19 protein-coding genes are annotated in these 18,402 nt (G+C 71.8%); 8 read left to right on the plus strand and 11 right to left on the minus strand.

The window, feature by feature from the left end; genetic code table 11:
• Positions 1 to 31: 31 nt before the first annotated feature.
• The 5 genes from AB0I51_RS14150 to AB0I51_RS14170 form a co-directional block, all read right to left on the minus strand.
• Positions 32 to 700 (minus strand): carbonic anhydrase, encoded by a 669-nt coding sequence (locus AB0I51_RS14150; protein WP_362974740.1) that lies wholly within the window; start codon positions 698 to 700, stop codon positions 32 to 34.
• A 109-nt stretch (positions 701 to 809) separates the two neighbouring features.
• On the minus strand, positions 810 to 1,742 hold the full coding sequence (locus AB0I51_RS14155) for an ABC transporter substrate-binding protein (RefSeq protein WP_362974742.1): 933 nt from the start codon (positions 1,740 to 1,742) through the stop codon (positions 810 to 812).
• 11 nt (positions 1,743 to 1,753) lie between these two features.
• Positions 1,754 to 2,416 carry an ABC transporter permease gene (locus tag AB0I51_RS14160; protein ID WP_362975155.1) on the minus strand — a complete coding sequence of 221 codons (663 nt, stop codon included), beginning with the start codon at positions 2,414 to 2,416 and terminating at the stop codon, positions 1,754 to 1,756.
• Positions 2,416 to 3,057, minus strand: a complete 642-nt coding sequence (locus tag AB0I51_RS14165) for an ABC transporter permease (RefSeq protein ID WP_362974744.1) — start codon at positions 3,055 to 3,057, stop codon at positions 2,416 to 2,418. Before AB0I51_RS14165 ends, AB0I51_RS14160 begins: the two co-directional genes overlap by 1 nt.
• A complete protein-coding gene (locus tag AB0I51_RS14170) occupies positions 3,054 to 4,088 on the minus strand; it encodes an ATP-binding cassette domain-containing protein (protein WP_362974746.1) in 1,035 nt (344 codons plus the stop codon). The genes AB0I51_RS14165 and AB0I51_RS14170 overlap by 4 nt, the downstream gene beginning before the upstream one ends.
• A gap of 142 nt (positions 4,089 to 4,230) precedes the next feature.
• Between AB0I51_RS14170 and AB0I51_RS14175 the strand changes: the two genes are divergently transcribed.
• From AB0I51_RS14175 to AB0I51_RS14185, 3 genes are all read left to right on the plus strand, one after another.
• On the plus strand, positions 4,231 to 5,760 hold the full coding sequence (locus AB0I51_RS14175) for an aromatic amino acid ammonia-lyase (RefSeq protein WP_362974748.1): 1,530 nt from the start codon (positions 4,231 to 4,233) through the stop codon (positions 5,758 to 5,760).
• Positions 5,760 to 6,668 (plus strand): MurR/RpiR family transcriptional regulator, encoded by a 909-nt coding sequence (locus AB0I51_RS14180; RefSeq protein WP_362974750.1) that lies wholly within the window; start codon positions 5,760 to 5,762, stop codon positions 6,666 to 6,668. Before AB0I51_RS14175 ends, AB0I51_RS14180 begins: the two co-directional genes overlap by 1 nt.
• Positions 6,669 to 6,768: 100 nt before the next feature.
• Positions 6,769 to 7,362: a hypothetical protein gene (locus AB0I51_RS14185; RefSeq protein ID WP_362974752.1), complete on the plus strand. Its 594-nt coding sequence runs from the start codon at positions 6,769 to 6,771 to the stop codon at positions 7,360 to 7,362.
• Between the two features lie 11 nt (positions 7,363 to 7,373).
• Here the strand turns inward: AB0I51_RS14185 and AB0I51_RS14190 are convergent, their stop codons facing one another.
• The 5 genes from AB0I51_RS14190 to AB0I51_RS14210 all read right to left on the minus strand — a co-directional run bounded on the left by AB0I51_RS14190 (position 7,374) and on the right by AB0I51_RS14210 (position 11,096).
• Complete coding sequence (locus tag AB0I51_RS14190; protein WP_362974754.1) at positions 7,374 to 7,748, minus strand: hypothetical protein; 375 nt, start codon at positions 7,746 to 7,748, stop codon at positions 7,374 to 7,376.
• A gap of 22 nt (positions 7,749 to 7,770) precedes the next feature.
• A complete protein-coding gene (locus AB0I51_RS14195; RefSeq protein WP_362974756.1) occupies positions 7,771 to 8,283 on the minus strand; it encodes a roadblock/LC7 domain-containing protein in 513 nt (170 codons plus the stop codon).
• Positions 8,284 to 8,317: 34 nt separating this feature from the next.
• Positions 8,318 to 9,139, minus strand: coding sequence for a transcriptional regulator (locus AB0I51_RS14200; protein ID WP_362974758.1), 822 nt, complete (start codon positions 9,137 to 9,139; stop codon positions 8,318 to 8,320).
• Positions 9,136 to 9,534, minus strand: coding sequence for a hypothetical protein (locus tag AB0I51_RS14205; protein WP_362974760.1), 399 nt, complete (start codon positions 9,532 to 9,534; stop codon positions 9,136 to 9,138). The genes AB0I51_RS14200 and AB0I51_RS14205 overlap by 4 nt, the downstream gene beginning before the upstream one ends.
• A gap of 182 nt (positions 9,535 to 9,716) precedes the next feature.
• Positions 9,717 to 11,096 carry a diaminopimelate decarboxylase gene (locus tag AB0I51_RS14210; RefSeq protein ID WP_362974762.1) on the minus strand — a complete coding sequence of 460 codons (1,380 nt, stop codon included), beginning with the start codon at positions 11,094 to 11,096 and terminating at the stop codon, positions 9,717 to 9,719.
• 163 nt (positions 11,097 to 11,259) lie between these two features.
• On the opposite strand from AB0I51_RS14210, the gene hutU reads away from it, so the two are divergent.
• The 4 genes from hutU to hutI are packed head-to-tail and all read left to right on the plus strand — an operon-like array spanning position 11,260 to position 16,722.
• The gene (gene hutU, locus AB0I51_RS14215; RefSeq protein WP_362974764.1) at positions 11,260 to 12,924 is read left to right on the plus strand and encodes a urocanate hydratase; all 1,665 of its coding nucleotides are present in this window, start codon (positions 11,260 to 11,262) and stop codon (positions 12,922 to 12,924) included.
• On the plus strand, positions 12,921 to 14,150 hold the full coding sequence (locus AB0I51_RS14220) for an allantoate amidohydrolase (RefSeq protein ID WP_362974766.1): 1,230 nt from the start codon (positions 12,921 to 12,923) through the stop codon (positions 14,148 to 14,150). Before hutU ends, AB0I51_RS14220 begins: the two co-directional genes overlap by 4 nt.
• On the plus strand, positions 14,147 to 15,505 hold the full coding sequence (locus AB0I51_RS14225) for a formimidoylglutamate deiminase (RefSeq protein WP_362974768.1): 1,359 nt from the start codon (positions 14,147 to 14,149) through the stop codon (positions 15,503 to 15,505). The genes AB0I51_RS14220 and AB0I51_RS14225 overlap by 4 nt, the downstream gene beginning before the upstream one ends.
• Before the next feature lie 35 nt (positions 15,506 to 15,540).
• Positions 15,541 to 16,722 carry an imidazolonepropionase gene (gene hutI, locus AB0I51_RS14230; RefSeq protein WP_362974770.1) on the plus strand — a complete coding sequence of 394 codons (1,182 nt, stop codon included), beginning with the start codon at positions 15,541 to 15,543 and terminating at the stop codon, positions 16,720 to 16,722.
• Between the two features lie 30 nt (positions 16,723 to 16,752).
• On the opposite strand, the gene AB0I51_RS14235 is transcribed toward hutI, so the two are convergent.
• Positions 16,753 to 17,757 (minus strand): alpha/beta hydrolase, encoded by a 1,005-nt coding sequence (locus AB0I51_RS14235; protein ID WP_362974772.1) that lies wholly within the window; start codon positions 17,755 to 17,757, stop codon positions 16,753 to 16,755.
• A 202-nt stretch (positions 17,758 to 17,959) separates the two neighbouring features.
• Between AB0I51_RS14235 and AB0I51_RS14240 the strand changes: the two genes are divergently transcribed.
• Positions 17,960 to 18,373 (plus strand): hypothetical protein, encoded by a 414-nt coding sequence (locus AB0I51_RS14240; RefSeq protein ID WP_362974774.1) that lies wholly within the window; start codon positions 17,960 to 17,962, stop codon positions 18,371 to 18,373.
• The last annotated feature ends 29 nt before the right edge of the window (positions 18,374 to 18,402 follow it).

The raw sequence follows: 18,402 nt of genomic DNA on the forward strand, positions 1-18,402 counted from the left end.
GGAACGTGCTTACGGCAGTGGGGAATTGGGGCTACGGCAGCAGGGTCACGAGCCCCGTGTCGAGGTCGAAGCGCCCCGCCACGACGTGCGCCGGGGCGAAGGCGGGGTCGGCGCGGATCGCGTCCCTGACCCAGGCCGTGTGGGCGGTCATCGTGTGCTCGGCCCAGTCGCCGGGCAGTGCCCGGGTGCGGCGGGCGGCCGGGGCGATCTCGTCGACCAGGAGGGCGAGATGGCCGGGGACGGGGGCGCCGGTCTCCAGGTGCGCGAGGGTTGCCGCCACCGCCCCGCAGCGCTCGTGGCCGAGCACCAGCACCAGCGGGATGCGCAGTTCCTCGACGCCGTACTGGATGGACGCGAGCACCGCCTCGTCCAGGACCTCGCCCGCCGTCCTTATGCACAGCAGGTCGCCGAGGCCCTGGTCGAAGACCAGTTCGGGCGGCACCCGGGAGTCGATGCAGCCGACGATCACCGCGAACGGGTGCTGCGCGGTGGCCAGTTGACGGCGCAGCGCGCGGCTCTCGTCCGGGTGGCGGGGGCGGTCGGTGGCATAGCGGCGGTTGCCGTCGAGGAGTTCGGCCAGGGCTGCGGGGGCGGTGGTCGGACGGGGGCGGATGCCTACGGCTGCGGTGGCGGTCGTGGGGGCGGTGGCCAGCGCGCCGACGGCGGTGGCCGTCAGAAAGGCCCTGCGGTTCGAGGCCATGCGTTTCCTCAGGTGGGGAGCGTGTAGTCACCCTACGCATGTGATCGGTTACCAGGAGTGCCGATTTAACGACACTTGACTGATCCCTCGTCAGATCATCAACGGGTCGTTACTTCGTGATGCCGTGCTGCTTCGCGTACGCGTTCGCCACGTCCTCCGGGTCCTTCTTGTCCTTGTCCACCTGGCGGTTCAGCTCGGTGAGTTGGGCCGTGGTGAGCAGATTGCCGAGGCTCGCGAGGGCCTTGCGGACCGTGGGATCGGCCACCCGGTCGGCGATGAGCGGGACGATGTGCTGGCTGGGGATCAGGGTCTTGGGGTCGGTCAGGACGACCCAGTCGTTGGCCTTGATGTCGGTGTCGGTGGTGAACAGGTTCGCCACGTCCACATCGCCCTTCTTCAGGGCGCCCTTCACCAACGGCCCGTCGGAATCAAGGGACTTGAACTCCTTGAACTCGATGCCGTACACGTCCTTCAGTCCTACGACGCCCACCTGACGTGTCTTCACCTCGGCGGAGGCGCCGAGGGTCAGTTTGCCGTTGTGCTTCGCCAGGTCGGCCAGTGTGACCAGGCCGTACTTCCTGGCGGTCGCGCGGGTGACGACGAAGCAGTCCGCGTCCTCGGCGATGCCGTAGGGCAGGACCTGGAGGCCGGAGGGGAGGGCGAGGGTGAGGGCGTTCTGCATCTCGCCCGCCTCCGCGACCTTGGACTTGGGCTGGAGGTAGGTGAGCAGGGAGCCCTGGTACTCGGGGAGGAGGTCGATGTCCCCGCTCTTGAGAGCGGGGAAGACGATCTCGCGGGTGCCGAGGTTGGGGCGGACCCTGACCTTCACTCCGGCCGCTTCGAGGGCGGCGGCGTAGAGGTAGCCGAGGACCTGGTTCTCGGTGAAGTTGGCGGTGCCGATGGTGACGCCGTTCTTGCTGGAGGCGCTGCCACCGCCGGCGGAGCCCCCGCCGTCGAGGGAGGTGACGCCGCTCGCGCAGGAGGACAGGACGGGGACGGAGGCGACCGCGAAGAGGCCGCCGAGGACGGTACGACGATTCATTTCGGTGATCCCTACGCGGTGCGGTGGCGGAAGAGGAAGCGCTGGAGGGCGGAGAGCCCGAGGTCGAGGACGATGGCGACGACGGCGACGAGCACCGCCCCGCCGAGCACCTGCACGAGGTCGCGCTGGGCGAGTCCGTCGAAGACGTAGCGGCCGAGGCCTCCGAAGGAGACGTAGGCGGCGATCGTGGCCGTGGCCACCACCTGGATGAGGGCGAGCCGCAGGCCGGTCATGATCAGAGGGAGCGCGAGGGGCAACTCGACCTGGAACAGGACCTGGTGGCCGCGCATGCCCTGCCCGCGGGCCGCGTCCTTCACGTCCGGGTCGACGGCGGTCATGCCGGCGTAGGTGTTCGTGACGATCGACGGGACCGCGAGGGCGACCAGCGCGATGTACACCGGCCACATGGACAGGCCGCTGGCCAGGAAGACGAGGACGACCAGGCCCACGGTCGGCAGCGCGCGGCCGAAGGAGGCGAGGTTGATCGCGAGGAACGCGCCCTTGCCGGTGTGCCCGATCAGCAGCCCCAGCGGCAGGCCGATCACGGCCGCGATGAGGGTGGCGAGCAGCGAGTACTGGAGGTGCTCGGCGAGGCGGTGCGCGATGCCGTCCGAACCGGCCCACTGGGAGCCGTTGGTCAGCCACTTGGCGAGGTTCACGAAGAGTTCGTACATCAGGCTCGCCGCCTCTTCCACGGAGTCAGTACGTACTGGAGGCCGACCAGGGCCGCGTCCGCCGCCACGGCGAGCAGCAGGGTGAGGACCACGCCCACGATCACCGGCGTCGGGAAGTCGCGCTGGAAGCCGTCGGTGAAGAGCTGGCCGAGGCCGCCGTCGCCGATGTAGGTCGCGACCGAGACGAGCGAGATCGACATGACGGTGGCGATGCGGACGCCGGCCATGATGACCGGGAGCGCGAGGGGGAGTTCGACGGTGAGGAGCGTGCGCAGGGGGCGCGTGCCCATCGCCTTCGCGGCCTCCTTCGTCTTCGCGGGGACCGAGTCGAGGCCCTCGACCGTGTTCCGCAGCAGCACGACCAGCGTGTAGACCGTCAGGCCGATCACGGTGGTGGTGCGGGTGAGGCCGCTGATCGGGAGCAGGAGCACGAAGATCGCGATCGACGGGATCGTGAAGAGCACGTTCGACAGGCCGAGCAGGAAGCCCCGGAGCGGGCGGACCCGGTGCGCCACGACCGCCAGCGGGAGCGAGATCAGCAGGCCGAAGAAGACGGCGGTCATCGCGGCCTGGAGGTGCGAGAGCGTGAGGCTGGTGAGGTCGTCGGTGTGGTCGCCTATCCACGACCAGTCGACGCTCACGCCGCCACCCGGGCTTCGGCGTGGGCCTGGCCCGCGTGGGTGTGGATGTCGTCGCGGGACGAGACGCCGGTCAGGACGCCGTCGGCGTCGACGCGGGCTATCAGGCCGTTGGGGGCGGCGACGGACTCGTTGAGGGCCGCGAGCAGGGAGTCGTCGTCCTTCAGCGGCCTCACCAGGATCTCGGCGTCCTTGGACGCCCAGTGCAGCGGCCTGCGGGCCTCGTCGAGGGCGAGCGTCCAGGTGCCGCCCTCGGGAGCCGGGGCCTGTGGGACCTCGGCGAGGGTCTTCAGCGAGAGCAGTTTGAGGCCGCGCTCGGCGCCGAGGAAGTCGGCCACGAAGTCGTCGGCCGGGCGGGCGAGGAGTTCGGCGGGGGCCGCGCACTGGACGAGGTGGCCGCCGGTGCGGAAGATCGCGATGCGGTCGCCGAGCCGTACGGCCTCGTCGATGTCGTGCGTGACGAAGACGATGGTCTTGTTCAACTCCTTCTGCAGGCGCAGGAGTTCGTCCTGGAGCTGGGTGCGGACCACCGGGTCGACGGCACCGAAGGGCTCGTCCATCAGCAGCACCGGCGGGTCGGCGGCGAGCGCGCGGGCCACGCCGACGCGCTGCTGCTGGCCGCCGGAGAGCTGGTGCGGGTACCGCTTGCCGGCGTCGGGAGCGAGGCCGACCGTCTCAAGGAGTTCGGCGGCGCGGGCGCGTGCCTTCTTCCGGCCGTGGCCCAGCAGGAGCGGCACGGTGGCGATGTTGTCGAGGACCGTGCGGTGCGGGAAGAGCCCGGACTGCTGGATGACGTATCCGATGGAGCGGCGCAGCTCGGCGGCGTCCTGCTGGGTGACGTCCTTGCCGCCGACCTTGATGACGCCCGAGGTCGGGTCGATCATCCGGTTGATCATCCGAAGGGTGGTCGTCTTGCCGCAACCGGAGGATCCGACCAGTACGGTGACCCCGCCTTCCGGCATCTCCAGGGAGAGGTCGTGAACTGCCGTCGTGCCGTTGGGGAAGCGCTTGTGGACCGCGTCGAACTGGATCATGAATTGTCCCTTGCCCGGCTGTATAACGTCATGCAGAGTTCTTGGTGTCTGAATAGTTTGTCAATGTCTCCGCGTTAATCCGAGGTAACGGATGCCCGGCAGGCAAGATCGAGTGTCTTGATTGAGGGGAGTTTGTGGCCTTATGTCGTCTCGGATCGTGGATGCCGCCGATGCGATGGTGTCCGGGAGCTCCGACCTCGTCGTCCTCGACGGGGTCGGCTTCGGGGTCGCCGACGTCGTCCGGCTCGCCGACGGGGACGCCCGGCCGGTCCCCGGCACCGACGCGATGAAGCGCGCGACCGAGTCCTGGGACGCGGCCCGCCAGATCGCCGCGACCGGCCGCGTCTACGGCCGCTCGACCGGCGTCGGCGCCAACCGGAACGAGGACGTGCCCACCGAGGCGGCCGCCGAACACGGGCTCAGGCTGCTCCGCAGCCACGCGGGCGCGATCGGTGACGAGCTCCCGGCCCGGGAGGTGCGGGCCATGCTCGCCGTCCGCGCCAACCAGCTGCTCGCGGGCGGCGCGGGACTGCGGCCCACGGTCGTCACCGCGCTGTGCGAGGCGCTGGAGAGCGGGGTGCATCCGGTCGTCAACGAGTTCGGCTCGGTGGGGACCGGGGACATCGCCGCGCTGGCCCAGGTGGGGCTGGCACTGGCGGGGGAGCGGCCCTGGCGGGATGCCGGGAACGGTCTTTCCGGTGTTCCCGAGCCCCAACCCCTCGACAACAACGACGCCTTGGCGCTCATCAGCAGCAACGCCCTCACCCTCGGGCAGGCCGCCCTCGCGCTGCACGAGTTGCGCGGGCTCATCGGCGCCACCCAGGTCGTCGGGGCGCTGTCACTGCTCGCCGTCGACGGGTCGCACGAGCCGTTCGCCGCGCCCGTGCACGCCGCCCGCCCGCACCGGGGATCGACCGAAGTCGCCCGCCGGATGCGAGAGTTGATCGGTGCCGCCGACCGGCCCACACCTCCGCTCGGGCGCATCCAGGACCCGTACGGCTTCCGGTGTCTGCCGCAGATCCACGGGCCCGCGCACGACGCGGCGGACGCGCTGGAGGAGGTCCTCGCGATCGAGATCAACGCGGCCGCCGAGAACCCCTTCATCTCCGCCGAGGACATGACCGCCTACCATCACGGCGGCTTCTATCAGGCCCAACTCGCCCTCGCCCTGGACCACTTCAGGCTCGCGCTCACCCAGGTCGCCCGGCTGTCGACGTCCCGGCTCTCCTCCCTCAACGAGCCCGCGTTCACCCGCCTCAAGCCCTTCCTCGCCGACAGCGAACCCGCCTCCTCCGGCGTGATGATCCTGGAGTACGCCGCCGCTGCCGCCCTCGGCGATCTGCGCGCGTTCTCGGCTCCCGCCTCGCTCGGACACGCTGTACTCTCCCGGGGCGTCGAGGAACAGGCCAGCTTCGCCTCGCTCGCCGCCCGTCAGACACTGCGCGCCAGCCGCGCGTACCGTCTCGTCGTCGGCTGCGAACTCGTCGCCGCCGTACGGGCGTTGCGCCAGCGCGACCTGCGGCCCGATCCGGAACTCCCGGTCGGCCGCGCGCTGGAGCTCGCCGAGTCGGTGCTCGACGACGACCCGGCGGACCGGCCGCTGACGGACGACGTGACGGCGGCGGCCGGACTGCTGGACCGGTTCACCGAGATCTGGAGGGGGAACACGTGATGACCGTGGATGGGAGCCTGGACGAGACGGTGGACGGGAGCCTGGAGGGAACCTTGGACAGGAGTACGGGTGTGACCGACAGCCCGGCCGCACGGCTGCAGACGCTCTTCGAGGGGCACCGGCTCACGCCGACCCAGCGGCGCATCGCGCACAGCATGGTGCGGCGCGCCGCCGAGGTGCCGTTCCTGTCCAGCGTGGAACTCGCCGAACTCGCCGGAGTCAGCCAGCCCTCCGTGACCCGCTTCGCGGTCGCCCTCGGCTTCGACGGCTACCCGGCGCTGCGCAAACACCTCCGCGAGGTCGCGCCCGCCGAGTCCGTCACCGACACGGCGTCGTACAACGAGTACCAGCAGGCCGTGGAGGCCGAGATCGAGAACCTCAAGCACCTCGCCGAGATACTGGCCGACCCCCGCCCGGTCGCCAAGGCCGGCCGCCTCCTCGCCGCCTCCCGCCCGCTGCCCGTGCTCGGCCTGCGCGCGGCGGCCTCCCAGGCGTACGGCTTCGCGTACTTCGCCGCCAAGGTCCATCCGGACGTACGGCTGCTCAACGAGGGCGGCACGATGGTCCACGACCGGATCGACGCGGCCGTCCGGGCCGGGGCCACCGCCCTGCTGTGCTTCGCGCTGCCCCGGCATCCGCGCGAGGTCGTGGACACGCTGGCGTACGCGCGGGAGGCGGGCCTGACCGTCGTCACTGTCGCGGACTCGGCGTTCGCGCCGGTCGCCAAGGTGTCCGACCTGCTGATCCCGGCCGCCGTCGGCACCGGCCTCGCCTTCGACACCGCGTGCGCGCCGATGCTCCTGGGCCGGGTGCTCCTGGAGGCGATGTGCGACGACCTGCCGGACGCGCAGGCCCGCTTGGAGGAGTTCGACGCGCGGGCGGCGGCGCGGGGGCTGTTCGTGGAATGAGACGCCGTGTCCCATCTGGCGCGTTCTCAGACTCGTCTCACGTTCGCTCACTAGTCTCGCGGCCCGACGGAACTGTGCCGGGACGACCAGGAGGCAGGACGTGGCACGCGGAGATCGCAGAGTCCAGGGGCTGGCCCGAGTGGCCGTCGTCGTACGGGCCGGAGCCGCCCCGCTGTGGTGGTTCGGGGTGCTGGCGGCAGGTGTCGGAGTGCTGCCGTCGGGCATCACCGGGCGCCGGATCGGGGTGATGGCGGGCGCCGCCCTGTTCATCATCACGGTGGCCGTCGTGACGTACGCGCGCCGCAGGCGCTACACCGCCCTCGCCCGTGGCGCCGCCCGGGCGTGCAAGCACGATGTGCTCCAGGACCGCGCGGTGTCCGTACGCAACTGGCGTCGCGCCCACCGCTGGTGGATCGTGCTCGCCTTCGCGCTCGCGCTGGGCAGCGGGTTCGCGGTGCCGGCGGCGGGCGGCATGCTGCTCGCCGGGGCCGGCACGGGTCTGCGGCTGAAGGCCGCCTGGCTGGGACGCCGGGAACGGGCCGACGACGTACTGCTGTGGATCCGCGTGGACTGGCTGGACAAGCGCGGCGGCGCCCCTGCCGGGAAATCCGTCAAGGGCTACCGCTCCACCGGCATCGCCGCGGGCGACGCCACCCCGGGCGGGGCGCGCCGCCGCGGCGACGTGTACGCGTAGCCGGGCCGCTCCTACACCTCCAGATCGGCCTCGATCTTCTTCAGCTGGTGGCGGGCCATCGCCAGGTTGCTGCGGCTGGCGTCCAGCACCAGGTAGATGAAGAGGCCGTTGCCGCCGCGGCCCTTGAGCAGCCGGATCAGGTGGTACTGGCTCGACAGGGTGATCAGGATGTCCTCGATGTCGCCCTTCAGGCCGAGGTGCTCCATGGTGCGCATCTTGGCGCGCACCACGTCGGTGTTGCCGGCCGCGGCGACGCCGAGGTCGAAGGTCTTGCTGCCGCCCATCGTGCCGAGCGCCATACCGCTGGTGTAGTCGACGAGCGCGACTCCGGTCGCGCCCTCGATGGAGGTCAGCGCCTCTTTGAGCGAGGTTTCGGTGTTGGCCATGACAGTGCTCCCTTGGGTCCGTTCAACTTTCCGTGGTGGTGCGCGCGTTGGTCGTTGCGGTGGTGCGTGGTGCGCGCGCCGTTCTCGTTCGTGCGGTGGTGGTCTTGGTGGGCGCCTTGACGGGCGCCGAGTCGGCCCGCTCCGCGACCTCGGCCGTCGCCGCCGCCTCGGCGTCGACCAGTTCCCCGATCCGGGCCCCCGTGCGGCGGCCCTCCAGCAGCAGCCGGCCGACGTTGACGCGGTCCTGGGCGAGCACGGTCAGCACGGCGCCCCGGCCCGCCGCGTAGGTCGCGACATAGCCGTAGACCCCGCGAACCAGCAGCTCCCGGAAGTCGCCCTGCCCGGTCGCGTCCGCCATCCGCATGGCCACGCCCAGCGCCGTCACGGTGAGCGCCGCGACCCGTTCGGGCTCGATGCCCGGGGTGTCCTGCGCCAGCACGAGACCGTCGACGCCCGCCGCCAGCGCCCCCGTCAGCTGCGGCACCCGGGCTCTCAACCGGCGCAGCTCGTCCAGGATTTCGGCCTCGGAGGCCATCGGCTCTCTCCTCTCGGCGCGTGCTCGCTGCCACTCAAAGGGCCTCCAGCGCATCCCTGAGCCTCTTCAGCAATGTGATGTCGGGGTCGGTGACGTCGGGCGGGGGCATGACGGCGGGCGGTGCGGGCGGCCGGGGCGAGACGAGCCCCGCCGACACCAGCCGCCGGACGTCCAGCAGCGTGGGATACGCCCGCCGGCCCAGCAGCCGCGCGATGTCCGGTGCCGTCCGCACCCCGTCCACCCGCGCCAGTACGGCGGCCTGCCGGGGTGTGATCGGCGGGGGTGCGACGGGTTCGGCCCGCACCAGTGGCGCGCCGTCCGTGGCCGCGTCCGGCCAGACGCGGTGCAGCAACTCGCGGCGGCGCAGCGTCTCGCGCTCCAGGGCGGCCACCGGAACCGGCCGCACGGAGCCCAGCGGATGCGTGACCCCGTACCGGAAACGCCCCGGGGTGCTGCTCGGCGCGAGTACGAAGTACGCCGCGTCGTACAGCGCCCCGAGCTGGCACAGTTCCAGCGCGCCCGCACTCAGCAGGCCGCCGTCGAGCAGCAGCCGGGTGGTGGCGTGCCGGTCGTCGGTCGCGTTCGCGGCGGCCTCCCAGGCCTCCGCGCGCAGGGTGCCGTGCGCGGTGAGGAGCAGACCGAGACCGGGGGCGGACGGGCTCTCGGCGTGCACCACATGGCCCGCGACGAGATGCAGACTGCCGCGCTCGCGGACGAGGACACCGGTGGCCTCCTCCGCCGCGAGCCTGGTCAGCATCGGCGACACCCCGCCCCAGGCCCGGTCGACGGCGGCGGCCTTGTCCCGCACCGGCAGCCGGGGCGGCGGGGTGGTCGGCGTGGTCCTGAGCGCGGTCATCCCAGCACCAGCCGTCCCGCCATCTCGCCGAGCCGGATCCGGGCCAGCGCGAGATTGCCCTCCGCGCGGGCCAGCCACAGATGCAGGAACACGCTGCTGTCGAACGACGTCCGTACGAACCGCAGCACGTGATAGCTGTCCCGGTTGCTGACGATCAGATCCTCCAGCGGAGGATCGTCGGCCTCCTCTCCGTCCTCCGCGTCGGACGCGAACGCCCGGTGCTCGGCCGCCAGCCGCGCCAGCTCCGCGGCCTCGGCCGCACTGGCCTCCTGGTCACCCCCGGGCGACTCTCCTACGACGCCCAGGGCCAGCCCGCTGGTCCAGTCGACCAGCGCGGCGCCCCGGGCACCGGGCAGTCGCATGGCCTCCAGTAAGCACTCGTCGATTCCGGGCACCGTGGCTCCCCTCCCGCCTGCGGTTCGGCTGAGTGACGACGAAGCTACGCACCGTGTGGCCGAGGGGTGAGGGATCTGGCATTTTCCAGTGGGACATGCCTGGAGTGACTAAGGTGGGTCAACTGACCCCGTTTTCACACCAGTTGCGTGAGCCAGTTGAACCGTGCGCCCACCGGCGTGCGTCAACGGAGCCTGGATTCGCGCAGGGTGGTGAGCGCGGCGGCGTGCGCCCCTCCGGATTCGGCCACGATCTCCGCCATCGTCTGCGGCCTCCGCACGGTCGCGAACGCCACACCCCCGGAACCGTCCGGCACGAAGCCGTAAATGCCCGGCCTGGCAAGGGAGTTGTAGGCGTAGTGGGCCGCGAAGTAGTACGCCCCGGTGTCCAGCGCCGCCGCGTGGTCGCCCTGCTCGAGCAACGGCAGCGCCTGCCCCTCCGCCAGCAGATCACCCGCGAAGCAGGCCGGACCGGCGATGTCCTGCACCACCGCGGGACCGGACTTGGGCCGCCCCTTCCCGTCGTAGGCGGCGATCCGCAGCGGCCACGACTGCGGCGCGTACACCGTCCGCGTCGCCACCTGCACCCCCGCGTGCGTGACCGCGATCGGCCGTCCGCCGGAACTCTTCGCGTACTCGACCCGGGCCACCACCGTCCCCTGCTTGGCCAGCATCGACCGCCCGAACTCGGTCACCAGCCCGTACCGCCCGTCGAACAGCCCCGGCACCGTCTCCCGCAGCAGCCGCGCGTACTGCGCGTACGTCGGAATCGTCGCGTCCGAACCGAAGTCGACCCCCAGCCCGCCGCCGATGTCGAGCGTGTCGATCTGCCGCCGCCCGAGCCGCGCGTTGATCTCCTCCGCCAGCGCGTACGTCTCCGCGACGCCCCGCGCCAGCAGCTCCAGCGGGATGCCCTGCGACCCGGTGTGCGCGTGCAGCCGGCTCAGCCAGGGTCGCTCGGCGAACGCCCGCACCACCCACTCGCGCGCCCCCTCGTCCCGCAGCGCCACCCCGAACTTCGAGGTCGCCGTCGCCGTGGAGAGCGCGGCGATCGACCCGGCGCCGATCTGCGGATTGACCCGGATCCCGAGCGGCGAACGACTGTTCGCCGACCGCATCAGCCCGTCGACGCGCTCCAGCTCCTGAGGGTTGTCTACGTTCACCGCGATTCCCAGCGCAAGCGCCTCCCGCAGCTCGGCCGGCGTCTTCGCGGGCGCGTCGAGCACGGTCCGCTCCGGCCGGACACCGGCCGCCCGCGCGAGGGCCAGCTCACCGGGGCTCGCCACCTCCGCGCCGATGCCCTCCTCACGCAGCAGCCGCAGCACCGGCACGAGGGGGCTCGCCTTGACGGCGAACGCGTGCAGCACCGGTGTCCCGGGCGCCGTCACCTCGTCGAACGCCGCCCGCAGCGCCGCCGCCGACTCGCGGATCCCGGTGACGTCCAGCAGCGCCACGACGGGGGAGTCCGGCCCCAGCAGCCCCTGTTCGACGGCGGCCCGCACGGCGTCGTCGCGGCGGGCGGTGCGTCCAGTGCCGTCCGTGTGACCCTGGTGTACGTCGTTCACTGCGTCCCCCGTCGTCTCGCTGCCGTGGTCGTTGCATCCAGCCAAACACTCAGAGCCTGCCCACAGAGACGCCCCCATGTATTGACTAGTTCTATTCACGAAGTCAGGATGTGAATAGCTGCAGTTAAGAATCCGCTGAGAGCAGTCCGCTAGGAGGCAGACCGTGTCAGGACCCCGCCCCGTACGAGCACCCCGCGGTACGGAACTGAGCGCCCTGGGATGGCAGCAGGAAGCCGCCCTGCGGATGCTGCAGAACAACCTGGACCCCGAGGTCGCCGAACACCCCGACAAGCTCGTCGTCTACGGCGGCACCGGCAAGGCCGCCCGCGACTGGCGCTCCTTCGACGCCATGGTCCGCACCCTGCGCACCCTCAAGCAGGACGAGACGATGCTCGTCCAGTCCGGCCGCCCCGTCGGCGTGATGCAGACCCACGAGTGGGCGCCGCGCGTCCTCATCGCCAACTCCAACCTCGTCGGCGACTGGGCCAACTGGGAGGAGTTCCGCCGCCTGGAGGCCCTCGGCCTCACCATGTACGGCCAGATGACCGCCGGTTCCTGGATCTACATCGGCACCCAGGGCATCCTCCAGGGCACCTACGAGACCTTCGCCGCCGTCGCCGCGAAGAAGTTCAACGGCACCCTCGCCGGGACCATCACCCTCACCGCGGGACTCGGCGGCATGGGCGGCGCCCAGCCGCTGGCCGTGACCATGAACGACGGCGTCGCGATCTGCATCGACGTCGACCCGCGCGCCATCGAACGCCGCATCGAGCACCGCTATCTCGACGTCCGCGCCGACTCGCTGCAGCACGCCCTGCAGCTGGCGGTGGAGGCCCGGGACGCCCGCCGGCCTTTGTCGATCGGCCTGCTCGGCAACGCGGCCGAACTGCTTCCGCAGATGCTCGCCGAGGGCGCCCCCGTCGACATCGTGACCGACCAGACCTCGGCCCACGACCCCCTCGCCTACCTGCCGGTCGGCATCGCCTTCGAGGACATGGCCGACGCCGCCGCCAAGGACCCGGCGGGCTTCACCGTCCGCGCCCGTGAGTCCATGGCCAAGCACGTCGAGGCGATGGTCGGCTTCATGGACGCAGGCGCCGAGGTCTTCGACTACGGCAACTCCATCCGCGGCGAGGCCCAACTCGCCGGGTACGAGCGGGCGTTCGCCTTCCCCGGCTTCGTCCCCGCCTACATCCGTCCCCTGTTCTCCGAGGGCAAGGGCCCCTTCCGCTGGGCCGCCCTGTCCGGCGAGGCCTCCGACATCCACAAGACCGACAAGGCGATCCTCGACCTCTTCCCGGAGAACGAGTCCCTGCACCGCTGGATCAAGCTGGCGGGAGAGCGGGTCCACTTCCAGGGCCTGCCCGCCCGCATCTGCTGGCTCGGCTACGGCGAGCGCGACAAGGCCGGCGAGCGCTTCAACGACATGGTCGCGAGCGGCGAGCTGGCGGCGCCCCTGGCCATCGGCCGCGACCACCTCGACTGCGGCTCCGTCGCCTCCCCGTACCGCGAGACCGAGGCCATGCTCGACGGCTCCGACGCGATCGCGGACTGGCCGCTGCTGAACGCGATGGTCAACGTCGCCTCCGGTGCGTCCTGGGTCTCCATCCACCACGGCGGCGGCGTCGGCATGGGCCGCTCCATCCACGCCGGCCAGGTCTCCGTGGCCGACGGCACGAAGCTCGCCGGTGAGAAGATCCGCCGCGTACTGACCAACGACCCCGGAATGGGCGTCATCCGGCACGTCGACGCCGGCTACGACATCGCGGAGCGGGTCGCCGACGAGCGCGGTGTGCGGGTGCCGATGCGCGAGGGTGGAGAGGCGTGACCTTCCACAGCATGTGGGCGGAGTTGCTGCCGATCGGCCGTAACTCCGCCTCCGGCGGCTACCGCCGCTACGCCTGGACCGCCGTCGACACCGAATGCCGGGACTGGTTCAAGGCACAGGCCGAGTCCCGTGGGCTGACCTACGAACTCGACCGCAACGGCAACCAGTGGGCCTGGCTGGGCGATCCGGCCGCCGGGGACGCCGTCGTCACCGGGTCGCACCTCGACTCGGTACCGGACGGCGGGGCCTTCGACGGACCCCTCGGCGTCGTGTCGTCCTTCGCCGCGCTCGACGAACTGCGGGGCAGGGGAGCGGAGTTCAGCAAGCCGCTCGCCATCGTCAACTTCGGGGACGAGGAGGGCGCCCGCTTCGGGCTCGCCTGTGTCGGGTCCCGGCTGACCGCCGGACAGCTCACCGTCGAGCAGGCGCACCGGCTGACCGACGGCGACGGGGTCACCCTGCCGCAGGCCATGACGGCGGCGGGCTACGACGCCGACGCCATCGGTCCCGACCCCGAACGGCTCGCCCGTATCGGCGCGTTCGTCGAACTCCACGTCGAACAGGGCCGCGCGCTGGACCTGTCCGGCGACCGGGTCGGCATCGCCAGCGCCATCTGGCCGCACGGACGCTGGCGGTTCGACTTCCGGGGCGAGGCCAACCACGCCGGTACGACGCGGCTGGTGGACCGGCGGGACCCCATGCTGTCGTACGCCGAGACCGTGCTCGCCGCCCGCCGCGAGGCCCAACTCGCCGGTGCCGTCGCCACGTTCGGGAAGATCGCCGTCGAGCCGAACGGCGTCAACGCGATCCCCTCCCTGGTGCGCGGCTGGCTCGACTCCCGCGCCGCCGACCAGGACACCCTGGACACGGTGGTCACCGGCGTCGAGAAGGCCGCCCGCGAGTACGCGGAGGCACACGGCGTCGACCTCGACGTCGTCCGCGAGTCCTTCACCCCCGTCGTCGAGTTCGACCACGCCCTGCGCGACGAACTCGCCCGAGTCCTGGGGAAGACCAACGGCGAGGACACGCACCTCAAGGTCCCCGTCCTGGGCACCGGCGCCGGACACGACGCCGGGATCCTCTCGGGGAGCATCCCGACCGCCATGCTGTTCGTGCGCAACCCCACGGGCGTCTCGCACTCCCCGGCCGAGTTCGCGGCCGAGGACGACTGCGCGGCCGGGGTGACCGCACTCGCCGACGTACTGGAAGGGCTGGCCCGCAGGTGACGCACCCCACCACGCACCCCACCACGCGGACGTACTGGCTGGAACACGCCTGGCTCGACACCCACGTCGAGCCGGGCGTCGCCCTGGAGGTGGGCGGCGGACTGATCACGGCCGTCCGCACCGGGGTCGACACCCCGCCCCCCGGCGCCGAGATCCTGCGCGGACTCACCCTCCCCGGGCTCGCCAACGCCCACAGCCACGCCTTCCACCGCGCCCTGCGCGGCACCGTCCAGGTCGGCTCCGGGACCTTCTGGACCTGGCGCGAGGTCATGTACTCCTTCGCCGACCAGCTGACCCCGGACACCTACCACGCACTGGCCCGCGCGGTGTACGCCGAGATGGCGCTGGCCGGGATCACGGCCGTCGGCGAGTTCCACTACGTGCACCACGGCCACGGCGGTACCCCGTACGCCGACCCCAACGCCATGGGCGAGGCGCTCATCGCCGCCGCCTCCGAAGCCGGTATCCGCATCACCCTCCTCGACACCGCCTACTTCTCCTCCGGCTTCGGACAGCCCCCAGACCACCACCAGCTCCGCTTCTCCGACGGAAGCGCGGACGCCTGGGCGGAACGCTGTTCACTTCTCAAGGAACGGGATCACGCGCGGATCGGTGCCGCCGTCCACTCCGTACGGGCCGTGCCCGCACGGGAGTTGGCGACCGTGGCCCGCTGGGCCGAGGAGCGGCGGGCCCCGCTCCATGTGCACCTGTCCGAGCAGACCGCCGAGAACGACGCCTGCCGCACCGCGCACGACTGCACGCCGACCCAACTGCTCGCCGACCACGGGGTGTTGGGCCCGCGCACCACGGGCGTGCACAACACGCACCTCACGGACGAGGACATCGCGCTGCTCGGCTCGACCGGCACGGGCACCTGCATGTGCCCGACGACCGAACGCGACCTCGCCGACGGCATCGGCCCCGCCGTGGCCCTCCAGCGGGCCGGCTCACCGCTCTGTCTCGGCTCCGACAGCCATGCCGTCATCGACCTGCTCGAAGAGGCCCGCGCGATGGAGCTGAACGAGCGCCTGCGTACCCGCACCCGGGGTCACTGGACGGCGGCGGCCCTGCTCCGCGCGGCCTCCTCCGACGGCCACGCGGCCCTCGGCTGGGACGAGGCGGGCAGCATCACGGCGGGCGCCCTCGCCGACTTCACGACGATCGCACTCGACTCGGTCAGGACGGCGGGGACGGTGCCCAGGCTCGGCGCCGAGACGGCCGTATTCGCGGCGACGGCAGCGGACGTGCGGCACACCGTCGTGGGCGGCCGGCACGTCGTACGCGACGGAGCGCACGCGCTCGTACCGGATGTGCCGCAGGCCCTCGCGCAGGCAGTCGAAGCCCTGCGCGCATAGACACGAACGCCGAACTCCGTACCCACGAGGACACGATGAGCAGCAGCACCGTCATCACCAACATCGCCACGCTGGTCACCAACGACCCCTCCCACTCCCTCGGTGACGGCTCTCCCCTCGGTCTGATCCAGGACGCGGCCGTCGTCATCGACGGCGACCACGTCGCGTGGACCGGTGAATCAAGCAAAGCACCCGCCACTGACAATCGGGTCGACGCCGGCGGGAGGGCCGTCCTGCCGGGCTTCGTGGACTCCCACTCGCACCTGGTCTTCGCGGGCGACCGCACCCAGGAGTTCAACGCCCGGATGTCCGGGCGGGCCTACAGCGCGGGCGGCATCCGTACGACGGTCGCGGCGACGCGCGCCGCGAGCGACGCGGAACTGGAGGCGAACCTCACCCGCTACCTCGACGAGGCCCTCCGTCAGGGCACCACCACCTTCGAGACGAAGTCCGGCTACGGCCTGACGGTCGCCGACGAGTCCCGCGCCCTGCGCATCGCCGCCGCCCACACCGACGAGGTGACGTATCTCGGCGCGCACATCGTCTCCCCGGACCACGCCGACGACCCCGCCGCGTACGTGGCACTGGTGACCGGCGAGATGCTCGACGCCTGTGCCCCGTACGCCCGTTGGATCGACGTCTTCTGCGAGAAGGGCGCCTTCGACGGAGACCAGGCACGCGCGATCCTGAGCGCCGGCAGGGCGAAGGGCCTGCACCCGCGCATCCACGCCAACCAGCTCTCCTACGGCCCCGGCGTTCAGCTCGCCGTCGAACTGGACGCGGCGAGCGCGGACCACTGCACGCATCTGACCGACGCGGACGTGGACGCGCTGGCGAGCGGCCGTACCGTCGCGACCCTGCTGCCCGGCGCCGAGTTCTCGACGCGGGCCCAGTGGCCGGACGCGCGCCGGCTCCTGGACGCCGGGGTCACCGTCGCGCTGTCCACCGACTGCAACCCGGGCTCGTCCTTCACGTCCTCCGTGCCCTTCTGCGTCGCGCTGGCGGTGCGGGACATGGGGATGACTCCGGACGAGGCGGTGTGGTCGGCCACGGCGGGCGGGGCGGCGGCGCTGCGCCGGGACGACGTGGGGCGGATCGCGCCGGGAGCCCGCGCCGACCTGATCCTGCTGGACGCGCCCAGCCATGTGCACCTGGCCTACCGGCCGGGCGTGCCGCTGGTCAGCGGGGTGTGGCGACGGGGAACGCGGACCGTCTGACGGCGGCTGCGGCAGGACTCGCCGCACCGCTCACCGCTCCGTCACGTCGGCCTTGTCGAGACGGCGGTGGAGGAACCCGGTGATGACGCCCATCGTGGTGGCCGAGGTCCAGGGCAGCCCGGTGCTCGGGCCTCCGAGGAACGCGACGTCTCCGTGGTCGGCGCCCTTCAGGACGTAGCGGGTGCTGTCGGCCCCGGCGGCGCGCAGCGCCTGGTGCACATGCTGCGTCTGGGACGGGGAGACGAGCATGTCCTCGCTGCCGTGCAGGAACAGGAACGGCGGGGCCGAGGCGGTCGCGTGGGTTGCCGGGTCCGCGGCCCGCACCGCGTCGGGGATCTCCGGGAAGGGTGCACCGGGCCCGCCGAGGTACGCCGAGAAGTGCGTGTCCTCCCGCCGGTAGTGCAGCCGGGCCGCCTCGTCGAAGTCGTCGGCGATGGCGGAGAGTTCGGAGCTGCCGTAGGCGTCGACCGCGGCCTGTACCTGTACCGGCGGGGTCGGGTCCGAGGCGTCGGAGAACCCGGGCAGACCGTCCGTGACACCCGTCAGCGCCGCCAGGTGACCGCCCGCGGACTCGCCCCACAGGGCGACCGCGCCGGGCTCGATGCCGAAGTCGTCGGCGTGCGACCGCAGATACGCGAGCGCGGCGCGCACATCGCGGACGGAGTCGTGGAAGGTCGCGCCGTCGGGGGCGACGCGGTACTCGACACTGGTGACGACGAAACCGGACTCGGCGGCATGGCGGCGCGCGTCGAACGCCATGGCCTTGTTGCAGCGGAGAAACGCGCCACCGGGAAGGTGGACGACCGGCGGAAGCCGTTCGTCGCCGGCCGGCCGCAGGACGTCGACCTTCAGCTCGCGCCGTGCCCCGCCGGGCAGTTCGACGGTCGCGTACATGATGTCGCCACGACCGTCCACGGCGACGGCGCCGAGGGACATCTGCGCGTCCGGATCGACGTCCAGCAGCGTGCTGTCGGCGAGATCGGGCGGCGCGATGCCGGTGGCGACGGGCACAGGCAAGGAAGAAGAAGCGGACACGGTCTCCCCGATCGTCGTGGAACGTGCGGTGAGCGAGAGGTGCCAAGACCGTGCCGACAGGCGTCCGACACCGGACCGACAGCCCCGACAGACACCCGACGCCGGGGTTGAAAGCGTGCTGAGGCCGCGGTGAAACCGGCTGGGCGCAGGCTCTGCTCCAGAAGGAAGGCCCACCGATTCCGGCGACTCCGAGGAGCACACCATGGCCATCGAACTCACCCTCACCGACCAGGACAAGGACACCCTGCGGACCGCCGCGTACGGCGCCGTCTCGCTGCTGGTCTCCGCCGGTGCCACCGGCTCCCCGCACCGGATCGCCACCCGGGGCAGCATCGCGTTGTCCTCCGCGACCGGGCAGGTCGGCCACGTCCTCGCCGAGAAGTCGAGGATCGAGGGCCTGGACGGCAGGTCCGCGGCCGAACTCGCCGACCGGGTGCTGCCGGCCCTGGCGGCGACCATGGCGCTGCTCCGGCAGCAGGACCCGGCCGAGGCCGACAACTTCCGCGCCACCGTGCTCGTCGCCGCGGAAGAGGCCGTTCGGGGCCTCAAGGGCGGACCCGGGCCCGTCATGAACGAGATGATCCGCAAGATCACCGCGGCCCTCGACGCCGTCTGACCCGTCCGGTCGCTCGCCCGGTCGCTCGT

Origin of the sequence: Streptomyces sp. NPDC050549 (assembly GCF_040655035.1) — a bacterium.
Taxonomy (GTDB): domain Bacteria; phylum Actinomycetota; class Actinomycetes; order Streptomycetales; family Streptomycetaceae; genus Streptomyces.